We start from the raw sequence: 18403 nt of genomic DNA on the forward strand, positions 1-18403 counted from the left end.
TCTTAAAATAAGCCTTTCTGTTTCAATAATGGTGGTCATGTTGTCTCCAGTTTAAAATTTCCATTACATCTCTGGGTGTTATTGTGCTGAGCTTTTACAGCTAATCCATAAGCAGCTTCCAGCGCATGATTTTCTAAAACTAAAACATTTGGATGAACACCATCCCCTTCCCAATTTGTTTTTGTGATGGGATTGATAGATTTACCCGTTGGAATGTATATAGAAAAATGATCATTAATTCGAAACTTATGGCCTGGATTTGCTCCTCCGGCTGTTTTTTCACCTATAATAATAGCTCGATTAAGAACCTGCATGTCATAAGCAAATTCTTCTGCTGCAGAAAATGTTTGCTTGCTTGTTAGAATATAAATATTTTTATTGATATACCGCGAAATTGGCCAATTTGAGCTTGTCCAAAACTCTTCAACTTTATTATTCTTTCTCCAAAATATATTATTAAGATGTACTGGTGTTTTATCAAAAAAGTAACTTACAAAATAAGAAACTGTTTTTGGATCTCCGCCGATGTTTTTTCGTAAATCAATTATAAGCGCATCGGTATCTTGGAGAAATTTCATAGAAGCATCGAATTTTTTAGCTGAAACATCAGTCGGTCCAAAAAAATCGAATGAAAAATAACCGATATTACAATTTAATCGACGGACTTCATTAAACCCAAAATTCATGTAAGGCTTAGCAATAGGTAAGCTTTTTAAAAAATCAGTAATTGATTCCATTTTTTTGTCCGAAACTATTGTTGCACTATAGGTAACGCTAAGATGCTTGTCTTTTGTCAACTGATACAAGTCTTGTGTAACTTTTCTAGAAAAATCAGATGGATATTCAACGCCTCGGTATCTTTTAACTTGTAAAATTTCTTCTACGTCTTTATAAATTTGAGGCGAAACATAATATTCTCTAATAAATTTTTTAATATTATCTAAAACTACAGTCTTGCTTTCCTTATTCATTTTTTCTTCTGGAGATTTTGCATAACCTGGAAAAATCGCAGAGAAAAAAGAAAAAATAATCAAAATTTTTATTAGTTTCATTACGGCAACCTGCTAATCACGTTATCTACAACAAATTGATAAGCCTCATCGAAATCCCAATGCAATTTCGATGGCAATAACACACTCATATCCATATGAAAGTCGCGGTGATCCTTTTTCAGCTCAAGATTCTTTAGAAATTCTTCACTCGTAACCTTGACGTTGCTATAAGTGCAATACTGAGAGAAAATATCAAAAACTCGATTTAAGTTAATTAAATTGCGATCGGTCACATACCACAAATCAAACAAATCCCGACCTTTTCGACGTTGATAAAGAGCGCGCAACTTAGTCGCCATTAACTCATCCACTTCATAAGTAATGATATTTGTTTCCCCTTTGAACCAAGCTGAATCGATAGCGAAAGGTGCGGTTTTTAAGGGTAAAGCTTGAAAATGTTCTGTTGTGTTTATTTCAATTTTTAGCTTTGCCGGAATTTTATTAGTAGATTCATATTTGTAGATAAGCTTGGTACTTCGCTGTGTGATTTTCCAAATCGGCTCGCCTAACCATGGTTTTAATAGTGCCCTAATAGCATCTATCGTTTGTCCAATTGGGTCAGCATTTTTTTGAACAAAATCGATATCTTCACTGTACCTTGCCGGAGGACTAATGAATAGTTTATTTAGTGCGGTACCGCCACGAAAAACCAAAGCGTCTCTGACATGAGGATCATTATACAAATCAATCAAAGCACGACTAATTATTAAATCCTGTTCTATCTGTTCAGTCATTTGCCATGGAACCGTTTTGCGCCAATTCTCAATAAAAACTTCTGGGATCATAAATCGCTCTCTATTTCTGAATTTTCAATAATTCTCCACTTTTTACACCTTGAATAGCCTATTTTTGAGATTTCAGATGCAAGAGGCAGATAATTGGGTTTATTTTCTTGAACATGCAGGCCTAGCGCATTAATCATAATTTCAGCATTAGGTTCATCCATCACATCGATATGATCCAGGATATAACCAATACGCTGCAACTGATATTCTGCATGAGTATCTTTCGCTAGATTGATGAGTTTTATTGGATCTAAGGCCGGGGCAAGCTCTGAAAAAACGGTGGCGATATGATTTAGGCCGCCTGCATGATTAGGATATGCGAGCAAATCAAGAGCAACCAATTCAGGGGTTGCTACCTTAAGATAACCAGTACTCACGGTAATATCTTGAGTCGGTAATTCAAGCACTGATTTTTTATAAATATAATCAATTTCCACATCGCCAAAAATAGATGGGTGCTTAATACGCTTGTCTGATATCACTTGGAATCTAGCGGGTTTTTGATGGGTCGCTCCATGAAACAAGCCTGCACTTAGAAGTGCGACATAATAATGAGCCCCCATATACTGCATAACCAAAGGCACCAATTCTTGAGGAGGGATAGAGCCATGCGGTTGATGTTCTGGCGGGACAATGACATATAAACCTCTCGCGGGTGAGATAATATCCCCGGTTTTAAGTAACCTATGTAAGGCCACTCTCGCATGACTGTTTGAAACGTGAAATTGCTCAAGGATATCCTGGATAGTAAAGCAGCGCCTTCCATCTTTTCGAATATCTTTTATGTAGGATTGCAAGTTCATAAGATTACCATGATCTTAAGGTTACTATTATTGTAACTATAAGGACATGATAGATTTGATACGCTTACAAGTCAAGCCTAAGCATGATATTTCAAGGTTTTTATGTCCATATAGTTACAAATAATGTAACTTTACATACATATCCTTCCTTTTTATAATTGCATCGGTAGACAGACTAAAAGCGAGATTACTTGAACGATTTGAGCCTACCCAATGGTTAACAGTGATAAATGGGATAAGCTAGCTGAGTGGATGGAAAAACTTCATATCAATGAAGATTCCCTCATCGAAAAATGTATTATAGGCAGTGGCAAGGGTGGGCAGAAGTTACACAAAACAGCTTCAACTGTTTACTTGAAACATGTTCCGTCCGGCATTGAGATAAAATGCCAGGAATCGAGGAGCCGCGAAGGTAACCGTTATTTTGCAAGAGTGCGGTTATGTGAAAAATACCATGCAATTATCAGCGATGAAAAAACTAAAGAACAGCAAAGAGTAGAAAAACTAAAACGCCAAAAAAAGCGCCGCTCAAGGCGCTCTAAGCAGAAAATGCTCGATGAAAAATCGAAGCAAGGTCAATTAAAGAGCCTGAGACAAAAACCTATCTCAGCAGAGGGATAACATGCGCTATTCACTAAAACCATAAGCTCTTCTTTGAATCAACTCAATGTTGCGGCTAATAATATTAAAAAGGAAAGATGTGCCAATGACAAAAGATTTAAAAATGACCCTAAAGGCTTTTACAGAGGAATATACCCAAATCTTACAAAATTACTCTATGGATGATTTAAAGCGTGTTTTGATAAATATGGCTAATGAAGTTACTCCGGATAAGCGTAGAGAATTTATTAAAAAAATATCATCACAACAACCTGACCATGCATTGATCACCGAATCCAGTGAAACAGTATTAGATGAAATTGAATCCTTGATTGAAAATATTCAAGCACAATGCGAGGAGGAACCCGATTGGGATGAGTATTATGATGATGAAGATTCTCTTGATGAGCTTTCTGAATTTATTCCAAAGCTATATGAAGTATTTGATGCCGTTGAGGCGTTGTTTGATTTTGGGAACTACCTTCTTGCGAGAAAGGCATTCGATAGCATATATACCATTTTTCATATTCAAGATGATTATGGACGTGGTATTTCTGTACACGATCTTGAAAAAATAGATTTAGATGAAATAAGAGCAAAATATTTACGTTCGATTTATCTAACAGAAAAACCCTCTACCCGAGTCGCTCATCTATTAAAAGCGATGATTCAATTGTCCCAGTTAGATTCATATTCCTCTCAACCAAAATTGGAAGATTTAATTAATATTAGTGTTACGTCATTACCCGAATGGACTGAATTTCTACAAAATTGGATTTCTGCAATTAAATCTGAACCTGAATTGCAATATGATGGGTGGTATAGGGAGGCGGTTTACCTGTTACATGGTTCTTCTGGGTTAGAGGAACTTGCTAAGACAGAAGGACAACAAAGACCGCGGGTGTATACTGATTGGATTCATGCTCTCATTGAAAAAAAAGATTATGATGCTGCATTAAAAGCAATTAAGATCGCATTAGATAAACTACCCCAGGATCAACCCATTCGTGGTGCCATCGGTGATTTGCAGGTTATTTGTGGAAATCAATTAAACAATGCCGAAATTCAATTGGAAGGTCTTTGGATTTCATTTGATGCCCAACCAGATTTATCCAAATTGATTCAATTATACCAGCAAGCTAATTCCTTAACACGCCATAAACTTATGCAAAATGCTGCTGAATCAATTAGAACATACTCTAAGAGGATGAAGGATTACGCGGAGGGAAAACAGTGGCCACGTGACGGGATAGAATCACCCGCTCATCCTGATTCTTCATTATTGATGCATGCTTACTTTTTTTCTCATGACTATGACAATGCATTTAAATTAGCTCAGCAAGGTACCCCATTGGGTTGGAGTAGCAGTACTAATCCGCAACCACTTTTTGTCGCATTTTGTTTAGCGAGAATTTCAAACCAGCCATTAAATGCTCTGCCTAAATCACTGAAAAAATTTTTTAGCGACGTATTAAGTAAGAGTAAAGGTGTATGGCTGTACAATGATACACATGAAGATTTACTGTTAAATTTGGAAAAAATATATGCCCAATTGCTGGCTGATGCATCGGTTATCTCCAATGAAAAATTTAATTGGTGCTTGAGTACAGCCGAAGCTAGGGTTAATGGCATTGTTAGTAAGCAACGACGTGGAGCTTATGATCGCGCAGCATTGTTAACTGCTGCTTGCACTGAAACATTAAAATCAATCAAATCTTCTGAAGCTAGAATATTTTTTGACAGGATCAAAAATAGATTTCCGAGACATTCATCTTTTCAAGCTGAATTAAGACAGGTTATGGCATTTGTTTAATACTTACTAATGGAACTCATTATGGTCTTATTGTTTGATGTTACTATGTTAACTCATGCACATAATCACTGTGTCATAAACTGTGGCATGGCTGTGGCAGCACTAGGCAGTTTTAGGCTGTTCTAGGCAGTTTTTCAATGATTTGATGCGTTGCAAGGCATTGAATTATAAGGCTTTTAAAACTAGAGCATCAGGCTTCGAACCAAGGTGTCGGGGGTTCGAGTCCCTCCGAGCGCGCCATATACAGCAAGGGTTCTAACGATAGTTTGACTTAGGAACCAAGTCGGGGTGACGTAAACGTGCCCGAGACTCTCTCCGAAGCCTTTCTCAAATGGTCACTTGAAAGGTGTGCATAACGCAAAACCGTATCATATTCTGACCATCCACCTAGTTGCTGTAATTCATGTAAAGAAGTACCATTCTGTACATGCCAGCTTGCCCAAGTATGACGTAAATCATGCCAGCGAAAATCTTTGATGCCTGCACGCTTCAAAGCCTTTAACCACGCATGATTATTACAACGAGAAACAGGGTTCCCCTGGTATGTGAATACATATTCGGGATGCCTTCCTCTTTGCCTACTTAAAATTTCTAGTGCATCCGAGTTCAAAGGTACAGGGATTGCTCTTTTCGTTTTGGATTGATCAGGGTGAATTAGCGCATGCCCCTTAACCAGATCTACCTCACTCCATTGCAAGCCCGTGACGTTTGCTTGTCGTAACCCAGTTACTAGCGTAAACGCAGCCATATCTTTCAAATGTGGTGGCAATTCCGCGAGTAACTGTTGCGATTCTTTTTTGGTTAACCAACGCAAACGTTTATTCTCGAATTTTCTCATCCGAATCACAGGAACTGATTCCAACCATTTCCAATGTTTGTGTGCTTTATTCAAAATTGCACGAACCAGTTCTAGCATACGATTAACACTAGAAGGCTTAACGCCTGTTTTCTCCTTTTCATGGGCAATGTGTTCGATAAGGTCATCAGTGATATTAGTCAGAAGCTTATTTCTCAAAAAAGAATCAAGCCACGCCAAATGATATTGATCGGTAACTAAACTCCTTTTGTGTTCAGCTTCTTCTAACCACCTAACAACCGCATCTACCCATGTTTTTTTAGGGATGGTTTTCAGCTCTTTTCTTTTCCACAATTCTTGAAGTATCTGATCGTGAAAAATTTGTGCTTCATGCCTTACCTTAGTTTTAGTGCTTTTTCGTACACGCTCTCCAAGGTAGGTGATGTCAGCCCACCAAAACCCGTTTTTTCTTTTGAGTGCCATAGTTGTTTACTCCTGTTATGGACACCCTGTGATGCATCGCAAGTAGAGTACTTGTTTCTGATGTGCATCACAAGATCCTGTTCTAAAAAAACCCAACTTCTGCCAATTTTAACGCCCGGTAATTTCCCACCGGCAACCATACGTCTAATAGTTTCTTTATGGGCCCCTAAGAATTCCGATGCCTGCTGAATATTCAAAGTCTTCATTTAAGTTCCTCTGATTCAAATAGCTCTGATTTGGCGATAGCCTTTAGGTAAAGGTAAATATTTATGATAAGCGTGACTATTAGCATTAATTTCAAGAATCATTTGGTATAACCTTACTAGCTCTATTTCCGATGAAAAACTATGGGGAATTACATTCTCAGAGTAGATAGTACGCAGACTTTTAATCGAGGAGTTTGAAAGATCCGCAATATTTTTAAGGGTGTAATTTGTCGTTTCCAACAAATATTGAATAATTCCTTTATAAATTTCCACTTTAGAACTTTTATCCATTATTAATCCTCCTGCAGCTGTTATTTCACTAGCTAACTAATTCATTAAAAAATTAATTATTCCAATATTTAATTTGGTTATTTGTTCAGTAACATGATATATTGGCTATAATTATTCTAAATAAATATTAATAAGCCCATCAATTGAATAATATTATTCAATTGATGTTAATTTACATAATAATTTGCTCTTGTGTCAATTTATTTATGAATATTTTTATTCAATTAATGAGTTTTTAATGACTGAACTATCGTTAAGTGGCAATTTACATCAGTTAATGCGAATACATGGGAACATATCTGTTAGTGAGTTGGCTCGACTAACCGGATTACCTCAGCCGACAATTCATCACATTCTTACAGGATCTACAAAGAATCCACGAAAAAAGGCTTTAGAAGAACTATCTCGCTTTTTCTCCGTCTCTGTTGAACAGCTAATAGGCCTGGAACCCTTGCCAGCAACTATCCCAGATGCTATCAAAAAGGACCTACAGATTAGTACCATACCAATTACTGAATGGGAGCAATTGAAAAACTGGCCTACCAGCAAGACGAATATCCAAGAGGGCCAAGAAATATTACTCAACAGGAAGGTAGCAGATAATTCTTTTGCGCTAGTAATCCCCGATGAATCAATGCTTCCACGCTTTCAACAAAATACATTATTAATTTTTGATTCTGGCAAAACGCCTAAAGATAGAGACTTTGTCATTGTGCATTTATCGAAAAGCAATGCCATTGCCTTTAATAGATTGTTTTTCGATAATAATGAATTATATTTACGCCATGATTTAGTAGATGGGAATTTGCAATTAACCAAATTAGATCCTGCTCATGATCGCATCCTTGGGGTACTTATTGAAGAACGGATTCAGCATTGATAGACTGCTCCTCTTCAGTAGTAGCTTCGTCATTCAGACTCAGCATAAAAGGATTAAAGTTTGTATGAATATCATAATGGTCTACTTGTTCTACCCTTTTGAGGTACTTCACTAACAGCCATGCGGGAAAAACCATAAGGACAGCACAGCCCATTTTCCATAGATAACCACAAACCATCATCCACCCAAGATGATGATCAGTTAATTTTCCAAAATAGTTAAGTAGATCTACAATAATGGTCAGTAACGCTTGCCCCAATGCTGTTGAAAGCAAGCTTCTTAAAATAAAAAATTTACCCTTTAAAAAGATCTTCCATTTTGAGAGCAAATAAATGTTCGTTAACTCCCCAACAAGCAAGCCTGCTAAACCAGAGCAAACATATCTAAAGGTAGGATCAAAAACAATTTGATAAGCCGTAGCTTGAGTAAAAAATTCTGGCGCTGGAAGATGAGATACGGTGATAACCACCATAGAAAAAAGAAATTCGGCTAGAACTCCAATCCAGATAAACAATCGCGGATAAGCATAGCCATACACCTCCCCAACGATATCACAGATACTAAAGGTCAGCGGGAATACGAAGATACCACCAGGTTCTAGCATGCCCCCCACTTGAGTAATTCGACTTGCCAAACAAACCGTGGACAATAAAAAGGTTAGATATAGGCCCAACAATAGGTAGGGATACTTATATTGCTTTCTGCGCTCTAATGCAGCGAAAATTTCCTCTCTCAAGGGATGCTCCTTACTCAACAACTATAAATCTTTTTTAATCTCATACTCTTTTACTGTTTCTCTAACCCCAGCCATATAACCAATTTTATTGGCGTCGATGGGATTGAATTTGGAAATTATTTCTTTATCTTTAGACAGTTCAGTGGGTGACTTTTTAAGTGTTTCTTTACTGTGTCTCGATTTTATTTCAAGTAGATACTCATCTACTTCGGAGGTCATATGGTGCACTAAAATGGAGTAATCAGGTTTTAAACGCTCTACAGCAGCTATGTACGTTAAAGTGCGAATTGTTTTAGGATCCAAATGTTTAATAAGCTCATTATCCATAACAATATCACTTATATTTTTTTCCTTGATATGTCGCCCAGAATACTTAATAGCGGCCTTTGTAAAGCCAGTTTTATCGCACTCAAAAATATCTACTATTTCGTAGTAAGGCTTTGCTGCCTCAACCACAAATTCCTTTAATGAAGCAGAGAACCACTCATACCAACTGATTTTTTCTTTCATAATCCGTTACTCACACCATTCCAATTGCACCAATACTTTCTTTTCCATATTCTGGTAATAGCAGATCCTCAGGAAACTGCCCTTGTCTGTTAATGTACGCTGAATGCTCTACTGAGAAACCAGCCCTTACTAAACTTCGGTCCAACACCTCTTTCGTAATCCAGTGCACAAATTTGGGTAATGAATTTGCTCTACCACTGCTTTCATATTTAGCAGGCTCGGTAATTTCACCAGGCCATTCCTCAGCTTCATCAACTCGTCGATTAAATTCAGGAATAAAGCGTTGCCAGTTCTTTAAAAAAGGCGTTTCACAGACAATATAGATTTTCCCTTTAGGAGCTAAAAGATGGGATAGTAAAGCTAATGACTCTTCTATTTTGGCACCAGAGAAGAAATGTAAGACACGACAAATGAGGATTGCATCAAAATGTTTTTCAGGAAGTCCTATCAACTCGTTTGGAAGCTCCCCTGGAACAAGAACCAGTTTACTATTGTCTCCCGTAATTGATCCACTTTGGTCATCAGCAGTCTCTATAAACCGTTGACGAACCACTGCTAAATTTTCAGCATCTATATCATTGCAAAAAACAGTTGCTCCCTTTGCAAGGGCCTCTAGTGTGGCTGCGCCAAAGGCAGCACCTATTTCCAAAACTCTTCCCCCATTCTCAGCTGATAAAGCCGCATGTGCAATAAATTGCTGAGAAACAGGATCGCAGGGCGTAGTAGTAAAACCACCAAAAGGGTTGTGTGTTTTTGTAAACAGCCCTGTCACCTCGCGCTTAGCTGGTGCTTCAACCCGAGAGATACTTTTGGGATCAGCGACTACGCCATTTTCACGATCAATTGATAAGCTATCTACGAGTTCTATATTCCAAGGAAAAACATCCGGCTCTTTATCTGGAGTTGCCTCTTCAAAGAGCTTAGAGGTTTGATCTATCTGGGCTTTAAATGAAAGTAAAAAAGTAACTGTTGGTGTTCCAAAATGATGCCCCCAACGCTTTGCTCTTAGTATTTGAAGCTCGGTTTTAAAGCTACCAGGGTTTAAGTAGCGATAGAAACCTTCAAATAAAAGTGTTGCTCGAGTCATGCGGAGAATTTTATTGTCTTCATCACCACTACAAAGCTTTTCTAGCTCTGCTAATACAATGAGGGTTTGCTTTGATGGGCTGTCGCTTTTATGATGATTCTCAATAACATCTACAATAGCTTTACAAAAATCTAAAACGTCCATTTAACATCTCATCCAACATTTAAAACACTTTGGCAATATATAGGTTAGGCAAAATTATTTCAATAATTTTATTCAAATAAATACGCTTCTTTTAATAGAGTCTATTTTTGGTTTGATTAAAGCATTCTGATAAAGCCTAAAATAACCCCAACGATTTTGTGATCGGATGATTGTGTTGCACGAATATTGGCCCAATTTTCATTTGCAGAAATTAACTCATAGTCTTGTGTAGAACTATCTGCTGATAGCTGCTTAAAACGACGTATAGTAACCTCATTGGAATCTTGAAGGATTGCAGCAACGAACTTTCCTGGCCGAATATCTTGATCAGGATCGATGATAAGCACATCACCAATATTAATTTCTGGCATCATACTGTCATCTTGCATTTGCAATGCAAAAGCATTTTCTCCTAGCCTCTGGGATATTTCGGGGCTAAGTGGGATAAAAGAAACAGAATCGACTCCAGCCTCATCTCTAATCGCTTTAATAATTGTTTTTGGATCACAAGCTTGCTGCAGATTCAATAAGGGAACTAAAGCGCCTAACCACGGAAACTCTTGTTTTACCTGTTTATCATCCGTCAAACACATCAAGTACCCAGGCGCCACCTCTAAGGCATCGGCCAACTGTTTAATTTCCTCCGGTCCAGGAGTTCTTATACCTCTTTCCCAGTTATTAATTCTAGAAGGCTTTAAATCATCTGTAAGCTCTGCAAGCGCTTTTCTGGTTAATCCTTTGGATTGACGCTCTTGAAAAATACGCTCACCAATTTTTTCTTTGATGTTCATCATTGAGTTATACCTTTTCTCAAAATAATAAATAAATCCATTGATATTTTACATTAAGTGCAATATAGTCATATTTAATTGCACATTTAGTGTAATTAAATAATGTAATATCTCAAATAAAGATAACACAAAATAAAAATATTAACGAGATGTACAACTAGGAATATGTATCAACTATGGATTTCATGATGAACAACGAGGAGCTTGCGGCCTTATATGGGTTGCCCCATGCCCAACAACTTGTGTATCTAAGAGGAATACGCCCCTATATGGACGTTAAAACTGGACTTGTTGGTGTTAAGCGACGTATCAGCTTGCAATCATTAGCTGAGGAGCTATACATTCAACCACATCAAGGCATAAAAGGTGAAAAATACTCTCGTGCTCAAGTAAGAAGGGCTTTATCTGCTCTGGAACGAGTTGGTTTAATTACTTTGCAATCAGAAGAACTACAGCTGATTTTAAAATGCAATTTAGTCACTTTGGGTTATTTTACTCAAAATAAACCGGTCACAAACCAGTCACACAAATCAGTCACATTTTGTTCTGATCAATCCCTTGAAAATAAAGGGTTTTATGATGCCTCGCAAGAAAAACTAGTCACAGCAGAATCCTCAAAAGCCGTCACACCTCTTATAGAAGAAAATAATTATATTTATTTATTAAGCCAATTCGAACAGTTTTGGCGGATTTACCCCGAGAAAAAATCCCGTGAGAAGGCTTTTGAACTTTTTCAACAAATCAATCCCAATGAGCAATTACTGCAAACCATGCTGCAAGCTCTTACACAGCAAATCAAGGCTCGTACAGCAAAAGAAGCATATGGCCAATGGGTTCCCCCTTGGAAGTTTCCAGCGAACTGGTTATCGCAAAAATGCTGGGAGGATGAGGTCAAAATCGATTTAAAGCAGGAGAAAATAAATGAAAAGCGTCGCGCAAATAATAACAAAGAAGCCATTGACCCTTTCTGGAATCCAGACTCAGGAAGCACAGAAGATGAACCCAAGCAATCCAACGTCATCAATTTGCACCGTTACCGACAGTAAAAAGCGTATTGAGAATCTGTTTACACGTTTTGCTGTTTTTTATGGGCATTTATGGCGCAGTCAATTTAAAAACGATGGTTTTTTAGAGTTTGCCAAAAAAGAGTGGCTGGATGGATTAGGACAATTTGATGATGCAATTTTGGATAAAGCCATTCTCGAGTGTCGAGATCATTGTGACATGCCTCCCACTCTACCACAAATGATTACCATGTGCCGTGGTATCAAAAAACGAACGTCTTTTTATGTTGTGCCAAAAGAATCAAAGCCCGCCTGTAAAGCGGTTGTTGAACAATATATTAAGCAATGTAAAGACCATTTAATTAAATAAAACAAGGAGAAACACTATGTTGGTTTTAACAAGAAAAGTTGGCGAGTCTGTTGTTATTAGTGAAGACGTTTACTGTACTGTGGTGGGTTATCGTGATGGTGAGGTTCGCCTTGCTTTTGATGCTCCTCAATCCATACCAGTTCATCGTGATGAAATTCAAAGACGTATTTATCGGGAACGCCAAAAAGATCAATGGTTCAATGACTTTCCTCCCAATAAAGAAAGCATTGTTGATCGTTTAATTAGCAAATTCAAACACAGCTTGAAATCTGCTTAAAAATATCAGTCGTTGAGGATTATATCGTATGAAGGCACAAGAAGAACAAGGAATAACGGTTAAAGACCGTGCCCGTGAAAAGCTAAGACGTGACTTAGGAGGGATGATTGAGCAAGCACTAAGTGATCCTAAAACCGTTGAACTCATGCTTAATGCAGATGGCAAGCTTTGGCAGGAACGCCTTGGTGAAGCCATGCGTTGCATAGGTAATATTACTGATACGCGCGCTGAATCCATCATTAAAACTGTTGCGGGCTTTCATGGTAAAGAAGTAACCCGTTTTAATCCGATATTGGAAGGTGAGTTACCTCTGGATGGTTCTCGTTTTGCAGGGCAGCTGCCCCCAGTAGTTTCAAAACCAACGTTTGCAATTCGTAAAAAAGCCATTTCGGTTTTTACACTAGATGATTATGTAAAATCTGGAATTATGACAGAAACACAATGCACAGTGATTAAAAAAGTCGTTATTGCGCATCGAAATATTCTAGTCATTGGTGGCACGGGCTCTGGTAAAACTACTTTAGTGAACGCCATTATTAATGAAATGGTTTGTAGTTCTCCATCCGAGCGTGTCTTCATCATTGAAGATACTGGTGAAATTCAATGTACGGCTGAGAACTGTGTTCAATATCACACCACCCTTGATGTCAATATGACCCAGCTTTTGAAAACCACTCTTAGGATGCGGCCTGATCGAATCCTTGTTGGCGAAGTTCGAGGCAGTGAAGCGTTGGATTTACTTGATGCCTGGAACACCGGTCATGAGGGTGGCGCTGCTACGTTACATGCCAATAACTGTCTTGCTGGACTTCACCGTTTGAAATCACTGATTACACGTAATCCCGCTGCTCCATCTGAAATTGAACCTTTAATTGGTGAGACGGTCCATTGCGTGGTGCATATCGCAAGAACCCCAGAAGGTAGGCGAGTTGAAGAAATCATCTCCGTCAAAGGCTATGAAAACGGTCATTACAACATCGAACAACTTATTTAAGGAATAAATATGAACCAAACATTCACTATGAATTATCGAAGTATATGGATATTAGGGGCCATTATTTTATTGCTTCTTCTCATCACACATCCCGCATGTGCATCAAGTGCGGGTGGAGGATTACCCTTTGACTCCTATCTCACCAGAATACAAAAATCGATTACAGGCCCCTTTGCATTTACTGCCGCGATTATTGGTTTGGTTGGCGCGGGAGCCACGCTGATTTTTGGTGGTGAAATGAATGGTTTTTTGCGAACACTTCTCTTTATTGTACTGGTGCTTGCATTCTTGGTTGCTGCGCAAAATACCATGACTGCTATTACGGGCAAAGGCGCTGAAATTTCTAGACCTACTCATTCTGAATCAACAACGGAGTTGCCACTATGAGTTTGAGAACAATTCCAATAAGACGATGCGGGAACCGCCCAAACCTTTTTATGGGAGGGGATCGCGAACTGGTTATGTTTTCAGGTTTACTATCAGCAATCTTAGTATTCGCAGCTCAAGATTGGCTCGCCGCACTTTTTGGCTTTGCCCTTTGGTTTTTAGCTTTAAAAGGTCTAAGGCTTATGGCAAAAGCAGATCCTTATATGAGAGCAGTTTATCTGAGACAAAGAGGCTATCAGGCCTATTACCCAGCACGCTCAACCCCTTTTCGTAATAATAAAGGAGGTTATTTATGATTGAGTTCATTACCTTTTTAATAAGTATTACTGGCCTGTTGCTATTAGGTACGTTGTTTAGCGCTGCTAGAATGAAAAGTCGTAAACACCATGTCAAAAAACATCGAAGTCATACAGCAGGATTGGTTGACTTACTGAATTATGCGGCAGTTGTCGATGATGGCGTCATTATCGGTAAAAATGGGTCGTTTATGGCAGCCTGGCTTTATCAAGGTGAAGACATAGCCAATACTACAGATGAAGCTCGTGAAATGATGGCTTTTAGAATCAATCAGGCAATGTCCTCTATGGGTAACGGCTGGATGATCCATGTCGATGCCATAAGACGTGCTGCTCCTAGTTACAGTGAGTGCAGCGCTTCATATTTTCCCGATTTTGTGTCGAAGACTGTTGACGAAGAAAGAAGGCAATACTTTGAAAGTATTGGTGCTTTGTATGAAGGTTATTTTGTTATCACCCTAACCTGGTATCCACCTGTATTGGCTCAAAAGCGTTTTGTTGAATTGATGTTTGATGATTCCGGGGAGAAATTAAACCACAAAGAAAAAACCCATCAATTGATTGAAACCTTCAAGCAATCATGCAGAAACTTTGAATCACGTATGAGTGCTGCACTTCACCTGGAAAGGTTAGGCACAGAAATAATCATCAACAAACACCATAACGTCACTCAAGATAACTTTTTAAGACACATCCAATATTGTGTCACGGGAATTAACCATCCCATTAATCTGCCTAAAAATCCAATTTATCTGGATGCACTCATAGGCGGTCAGGAATTAATTCCAGGTATAACACCAAAAATTGGCCGAAAGTTCATTCAATGTGTTGCTATTGAAGGATTCCCCATGGAGTCTTACCCAGGTATTTTAACGCTGTTGACTCAATTACCTGTGGAATATCGCTGGAACTCTCGCTTCATATTCATGGATCTCCATGAAGCGGTGGCTCATTTCACTAAGTTCCGTAAAAAGTGGAAACAAAAGGTCAGAGGCTTTTTTGACCAAATGTTTAATACCAGCTCCGGTATTGTTGATGAAGATGCGCTCAGCATGGTTAATGACGCGCAAGCTGCCATTGCCGAAACCAATTCAGGAATGGTGGGTCAAGGCTACTATACATCCGTCGTGGTGTTAATGGATGAGGATAGAACGAACGTTGAAAACGCTGCTCTATTTATCGAAAAGAATATCAATGCCTTAGGCTTTAGCGCACGAACAGAAACCATTAATACTATGGACGCCTTTATGGGCAGCCTACCAGGTCATGGTGTTGAAAACATCCGAAGGCCTCTGATGAATACGATGAATTTAGCTGATTTATTACCAACATCCAGCATCTGGACTGGTGAAAATAAAGCACCCTGCCCACTGTTTCCCCCTCAATCACCACCTTTGCTGCACTGTGTCACCAGTGGTAATGCGCCATTTCGTTTAAATCTTCATGTCAGAGATTTAGGCCATGGCATTATGTTTGGTCCCACGCGTTCTGGTAAATCAACCCATCTTGGTTTATTGGCATTATCCTGGCGTCGATATAAGGATGCGCGTATTTATTCTTTTGATAAAGGCATGTCGATGTATCCAACCTGTAAAGCAACAGGTGGGGAGCATTTCACTATCGCAGGTAAAGACTCTCGTCTAGCCTTTGCGCCCTTACAGTTTTTAGAGACTAAAGCAGACCGAGCTTGGGCTATGGAGTGGATTGATACGATTTTAGCTTTGAATGGTTTGAATACCACACCAGCTCAGCGCAATGAAATCGGTCATGCCATTCTAAGCATGCACCAAAGTGGCTCTAAAACCTTATCTGAATTTGTCATGACGATTCAAGATGAACCCATTAGAGAAACATTAAAGCAATACACTATTGATGGTTTGATGGGGCATTTATTGGATGCAGAAAGTGATGGGCTTGGTTTGTCTTCCTTTATGACCTTTGAAATCGAGCATTTAATGGGCTTGGGTGAAAAATTTGCATTGCCTGTGTTGCTTTATCTCTTTAGGCGGATTGAAACCTCATTAGATGGTCGCCCCACCTTAATCTTGCTTGATGAAGCCTGGTTAATGCTGGCGCATCCTGTGTTTAAAAACAAGATTGCTGAATGGCTTGATTCCATGGCGAAGAAAAACTGTGTGGTGTTTATGGCCACGCAACATTTATCTCATGCAGCCAACTCTGGAATCTTAGATATTATTGTTGAATCAACTGCCACCAAAATCTTTTTACCCAATCTGTATGCAAGAGATCCTGAAACCCGCCTCATTTATGAGCGCATGGGCTTAAATCCACGTCAGATAGACATTATAGCATCTGCTCAACCCAAACGTGATTACTACTATGTCAGTGAAAAAGGCCAAAGACTTTATCAATTGGCATTAGGTCCTTATGCCTTAGCGTTTGTGGGTGCAACAGATCCCGATTCGATTGCGCGCATGAAGCAATTGGAGTCGAAGTATGAAAGTGAGTGGGTCTCTCAATGGCTTTCAGAAAAAGGTATTCATTTGGCTCAGTACGGAGAAGCAGCATGAAAAAAAGTATAACGAATAACCCCTACCTCAACGCTAGACGTGCCTGGAATGTTCATACCGCAGGTCTTATGAAATCAGTACACCTTTGGCAATTGGTGGGATTAGGTAGCCTGTTAATCGCATTGGCGTCAGTTGGTGGACTCATTGCGATAGGTAGTCAATCCAAATTTATCCCTTTGGTGTTTCAACAAGATGCCAATGGCAATACCTTGTCAGTTACCCGTGCTGATAAGGTTGGTGACGCAAGCATTGACGATTATCGTGCTGCAGCTGCCCATTTTATTGAAAACGTTCGCATGGTAAGCCTTGATACGGAACTGCAAAAGAAGGCAGTTTTTCAAGTGTATTCCTATTTAAATGCCAATGACGCAGCTTTAGCCAAGATTCAAGAGTTCTACAGTGACAAGCTGCAATCCAATCCCTTTGAAAGAGCTGCCTTTGAGATTGTGAGCATAGACATTCGCTCAGTACTTCAAGAGTCGGATGAGACCTGGCAAGTTGACTGGATTGAAACGGTGAGAAATCGTGATGGATCGCTTAAGGAAAAGCCTCGCATGATGAAAGCAATGGTTACGATGTATCAGGAGAATGAAATCAATGATGTTACCAGCGAGTCCATTTTAAAAAATCCGCATTTGATTTATGTGCGTGATTTTAACTGGTCCTACGAATTAAAGCATGGAGAACAACAATGAAAAGAATAATGCAGCTATTTTGTTTATTAACCCCGCTCACAAGTTTTGCATTGGATAACACTATTCTGGCCGAACATTATTTTTCCGAAACTGCGCCTAAGCTATCGAGTCAGGAAAAACAAGGTTTAGATATCGCAGAGCGTACACAAAAAGGAGAAAAAACAAGTAAACCCTTTGCATCAAGCGATGGTTCAGTCAGTTTTATTTATGGATCAGGGCAAATCAGGGTAGTTTGTGCGCCTTTACAAGTGTGTGATATTGCCCTCCAACCAGGTGAGCAGTTTAACGACATGAATGTCGGTGACCCACGCTTTGTTGTTGAACCATCCATCACAGGATCAGGGACTATGCAACAAATCCATCTGCTCATAAAACCTAAAGATGTAGGGCTTGATTCTTCTTTAGTAGTCACCACGGACCGAAGAACCTATCACTTTAGATTAAAGTCAGATAGAGCCGAATTTATGCCTTACATTTCATTTACTTATCCTGATGAGGCAAAAGCCAAATGGCAGTTACTACAACGTATCCAGGCTGAAAGACGAAAAGTAGATACCTTACCAGAAACCAATGAATATCTAGGTGATCTTAACTTCAATTATCGCATTCAAGGCAATGCCCGATTTAAGCCTGTTAGAGTATATAACAATGGCGTCAAAACGATTATTGAGATGCCACGAACCATGGCTCAAAGTGAAGCGCCCGCGCTGCTGGTTTTAAGAAGTCGAGGGCTATTTAAAAAATCAGAATCCGTCATGGTCAATTATCGCCTCCAGGGTTGTCGTTACATCGTGGATGGTGTTTTTGATAAAGCCATATTGGTTATCGGCAGCGGTTCCTCTCAAGATAAAATTACGATTACAAGGTGCTGA

22 protein-coding genes are annotated in these 18403 nt (G+C 39.0%); 12 read left to right on the forward strand and 10 right to left on the reverse strand.

Features of this window, described 5'->3' with window-relative positions; translation table 11 throughout:
- Window positions 1-35 precede the first annotated feature (35 nt).
- Genes ELY15_RS00275 through ELY15_RS00285 form a run of 3 tightly spaced genes read right to left on the reverse strand, consistent with a single transcriptional unit; the run spans window position 36 to window position 2640 of the window.
- Complete coding sequence (locus tag ELY15_RS00275) at window positions 36-1052, reverse strand: S41 family peptidase (RefSeq protein WP_127097653.1); 1017 nt, start codon at window positions 1050-1052, stop codon at window positions 36-38.
- A complete protein-coding gene (locus ELY15_RS00280; RefSeq protein ID WP_127097654.1) occupies window positions 1052-1837 on the reverse strand; it encodes a nucleotidyl transferase AbiEii/AbiGii toxin family protein in 786 nt (261 codons plus the stop codon). Before ELY15_RS00280 ends, ELY15_RS00275 begins: the two co-directional genes overlap by 1 nt.
- Window positions 1834-2640 carry a type IV toxin-antitoxin system AbiEi family antitoxin gene (locus tag ELY15_RS00285; RefSeq protein WP_127097655.1) on the reverse strand — a complete coding sequence of 269 codons (807 nt, stop codon included), beginning with the start codon at window positions 2638-2640 and terminating at the stop codon, window positions 1834-1836. Before ELY15_RS00285 ends, ELY15_RS00280 begins: the two co-directional genes overlap by 4 nt.
- Before the next feature lie 213 nt (window positions 2641-2853).
- On the opposite strand from ELY15_RS00285, the gene ELY15_RS00290 reads away from it, so the two are divergent.
- Entirely contained in the window at window positions 2854-3261 is a 408-nt protein-coding gene (locus ELY15_RS00290; RefSeq protein ID WP_127097656.1) for a peptide chain release factor-like protein, read from the forward strand.
- Window positions 3262-3346: 85 nt separating this feature from the next.
- Window positions 3347-5053, forward strand: a complete 1707-nt coding sequence (locus ELY15_RS00295; RefSeq protein ID WP_127097657.1) for a hypothetical protein — start codon at window positions 3347-3349, stop codon at window positions 5051-5053.
- Between the two features lie 271 nt (window positions 5054-5324).
- On the opposite strand, the gene ELY15_RS00300 is transcribed toward ELY15_RS00295, so the two are convergent.
- The 3 genes from ELY15_RS00300 to ELY15_RS00310 are packed head-to-tail and all read right to left on the reverse strand — an operon-like array spanning window position 5325 to window position 6829.
- The gene (locus ELY15_RS00300) at window positions 5325-6332 is read right to left on the reverse strand and encodes a site-specific integrase (protein ID WP_127097658.1); all 1008 of its coding nucleotides are present in this window, start codon (window positions 6330-6332) and stop codon (window positions 5325-5327) included.
- The gene (locus ELY15_RS00305; RefSeq protein WP_127097659.1) at window positions 6245-6538 is read right to left on the reverse strand and encodes a helix-turn-helix domain-containing protein; all 294 of its coding nucleotides are present in this window, start codon (window positions 6536-6538) and stop codon (window positions 6245-6247) included. Before ELY15_RS00305 ends, ELY15_RS00300 begins: the two co-directional genes overlap by 88 nt.
- A 15-nt stretch (window positions 6539-6553) precedes the next feature.
- Window positions 6554-6829, reverse strand: coding sequence for a hypothetical protein (locus ELY15_RS00310; RefSeq protein ID WP_127097660.1), 276 nt, complete (start codon window positions 6827-6829; stop codon window positions 6554-6556).
- A 238-nt stretch (window positions 6830-7067) separates the two neighbouring features.
- Here ELY15_RS00310 and ELY15_RS00315 point away from each other — a divergent pair, with 238 nt between their 5' ends.
- On the forward strand, window positions 7068-7709 hold the full coding sequence (locus ELY15_RS00315) for a LexA family transcriptional regulator (RefSeq protein WP_127097661.1): 642 nt from the start codon (window positions 7068-7070) through the stop codon (window positions 7707-7709).
- On the opposite strand, the gene ELY15_RS00320 is transcribed toward ELY15_RS00315, so the two are convergent.
- The 4 genes from ELY15_RS00320 to ELY15_RS00335 form a co-directional block, all read right to left on the reverse strand.
- Window positions 7684-8445, reverse strand: coding sequence for a queuosine precursor transporter (locus tag ELY15_RS00320; RefSeq protein WP_127097662.1), 762 nt, complete (start codon window positions 8443-8445; stop codon window positions 7684-7686). The genes ELY15_RS00315 and ELY15_RS00320 overlap by 26 nt on opposite strands.
- Before the next feature lie 21 nt (window positions 8446-8466).
- Entirely contained in the window at window positions 8467-8955 is a 489-nt protein-coding gene (locus ELY15_RS00325; protein ID WP_127097663.1) for a hypothetical protein, read from the reverse strand.
- A gap of 10 nt (window positions 8956-8965) precedes the next feature.
- Window positions 8966-10186 carry a class I SAM-dependent methyltransferase gene (locus tag ELY15_RS00330; protein ID WP_127097664.1) on the reverse strand — a complete coding sequence of 407 codons (1221 nt, stop codon included), beginning with the start codon at window positions 10184-10186 and terminating at the stop codon, window positions 8966-8968.
- A 116-nt stretch (window positions 10187-10302) separates the two neighbouring features.
- Window positions 10303-10980: a LexA family transcriptional regulator gene (locus ELY15_RS00335; protein ID WP_127097665.1), complete on the reverse strand. Its 678-nt coding sequence runs from the start codon at window positions 10978-10980 to the stop codon at window positions 10303-10305.
- 173 nt (window positions 10981-11153) lie between these two features.
- On the opposite strand from ELY15_RS00335, the gene ELY15_RS00340 reads away from it, so the two are divergent.
- The 9 genes from ELY15_RS00340 to trbG are packed head-to-tail and all read left to right on the forward strand — an operon-like array spanning window position 11154 to window position 18403.
- Entirely contained in the window at window positions 11154-12023 is an 870-nt protein-coding gene (locus tag ELY15_RS00340) for a hypothetical protein (RefSeq protein ID WP_127097666.1), read from the forward strand.
- A 16-nt stretch (window positions 12024-12039) separates the two neighbouring features.
- Window positions 12040-12351 carry a Vir protein gene (locus ELY15_RS00345; RefSeq protein WP_127097705.1) on the forward strand — a complete coding sequence of 104 codons (312 nt, stop codon included), beginning with the start codon at window positions 12040-12042 and terminating at the stop codon, window positions 12349-12351.
- Between the two features lie 16 nt (window positions 12352-12367).
- On the forward strand, window positions 12368-12628 hold the full coding sequence (csrA, locus tag ELY15_RS00350) for a carbon storage regulator CsrA (RefSeq protein WP_127097667.1): 261 nt from the start codon (window positions 12368-12370) through the stop codon (window positions 12626-12628).
- 28 nt (window positions 12629-12656) lie between these two features.
- The gene (gene trbB / locus ELY15_RS00355) at window positions 12657-13622 is read left to right on the forward strand and encodes a P-type conjugative transfer ATPase TrbB (protein WP_127097668.1); all 966 of its coding nucleotides are present in this window, start codon (window positions 12657-12659) and stop codon (window positions 13620-13622) included.
- 9 nt (window positions 13623-13631) lie between these two features.
- Window positions 13632-14009: a TrbC/VirB2 family protein gene (locus ELY15_RS00360; RefSeq protein ID WP_127097669.1), complete on the forward strand. Its 378-nt coding sequence runs from the start codon at window positions 13632-13634 to the stop codon at window positions 14007-14009.
- The gene (locus ELY15_RS00365) at window positions 14006-14305 is read left to right on the forward strand and encodes a conjugal transfer protein TrbD (protein WP_127097670.1); all 300 of its coding nucleotides are present in this window, start codon (window positions 14006-14008) and stop codon (window positions 14303-14305) included. The genes ELY15_RS00360 and ELY15_RS00365 overlap by 4 nt, the downstream gene beginning before the upstream one ends.
- Window positions 14302-16836, forward strand: a complete 2535-nt coding sequence (locus ELY15_RS00370) for a conjugal transfer protein TrbE (RefSeq protein WP_127097671.1) — start codon at window positions 14302-14304, stop codon at window positions 16834-16836. Before ELY15_RS00365 ends, ELY15_RS00370 begins: the two co-directional genes overlap by 4 nt.
- Window positions 16833-17531 (forward strand): conjugal transfer protein TrbF, encoded by a 699-nt coding sequence (locus ELY15_RS00375; RefSeq protein WP_127097672.1) that lies wholly within the window; start codon window positions 16833-16835, stop codon window positions 17529-17531. The genes ELY15_RS00370 and ELY15_RS00375 overlap by 4 nt, the downstream gene beginning before the upstream one ends.
- A complete protein-coding gene (gene trbG / locus ELY15_RS00380) occupies window positions 17528-18403 on the forward strand; it encodes a P-type conjugative transfer protein TrbG (protein ID WP_127097673.1) in 876 nt (291 codons plus the stop codon). The genes ELY15_RS00375 and trbG overlap by 4 nt, the downstream gene beginning before the upstream one ends.

It is taken from the genome of Legionella sp. km772 (assembly GCF_003989735.1).
In the GTDB taxonomy this organism is placed as follows: Bacteria; Pseudomonadota; Gammaproteobacteria; order Legionellales; family Legionellaceae; genus Legionella.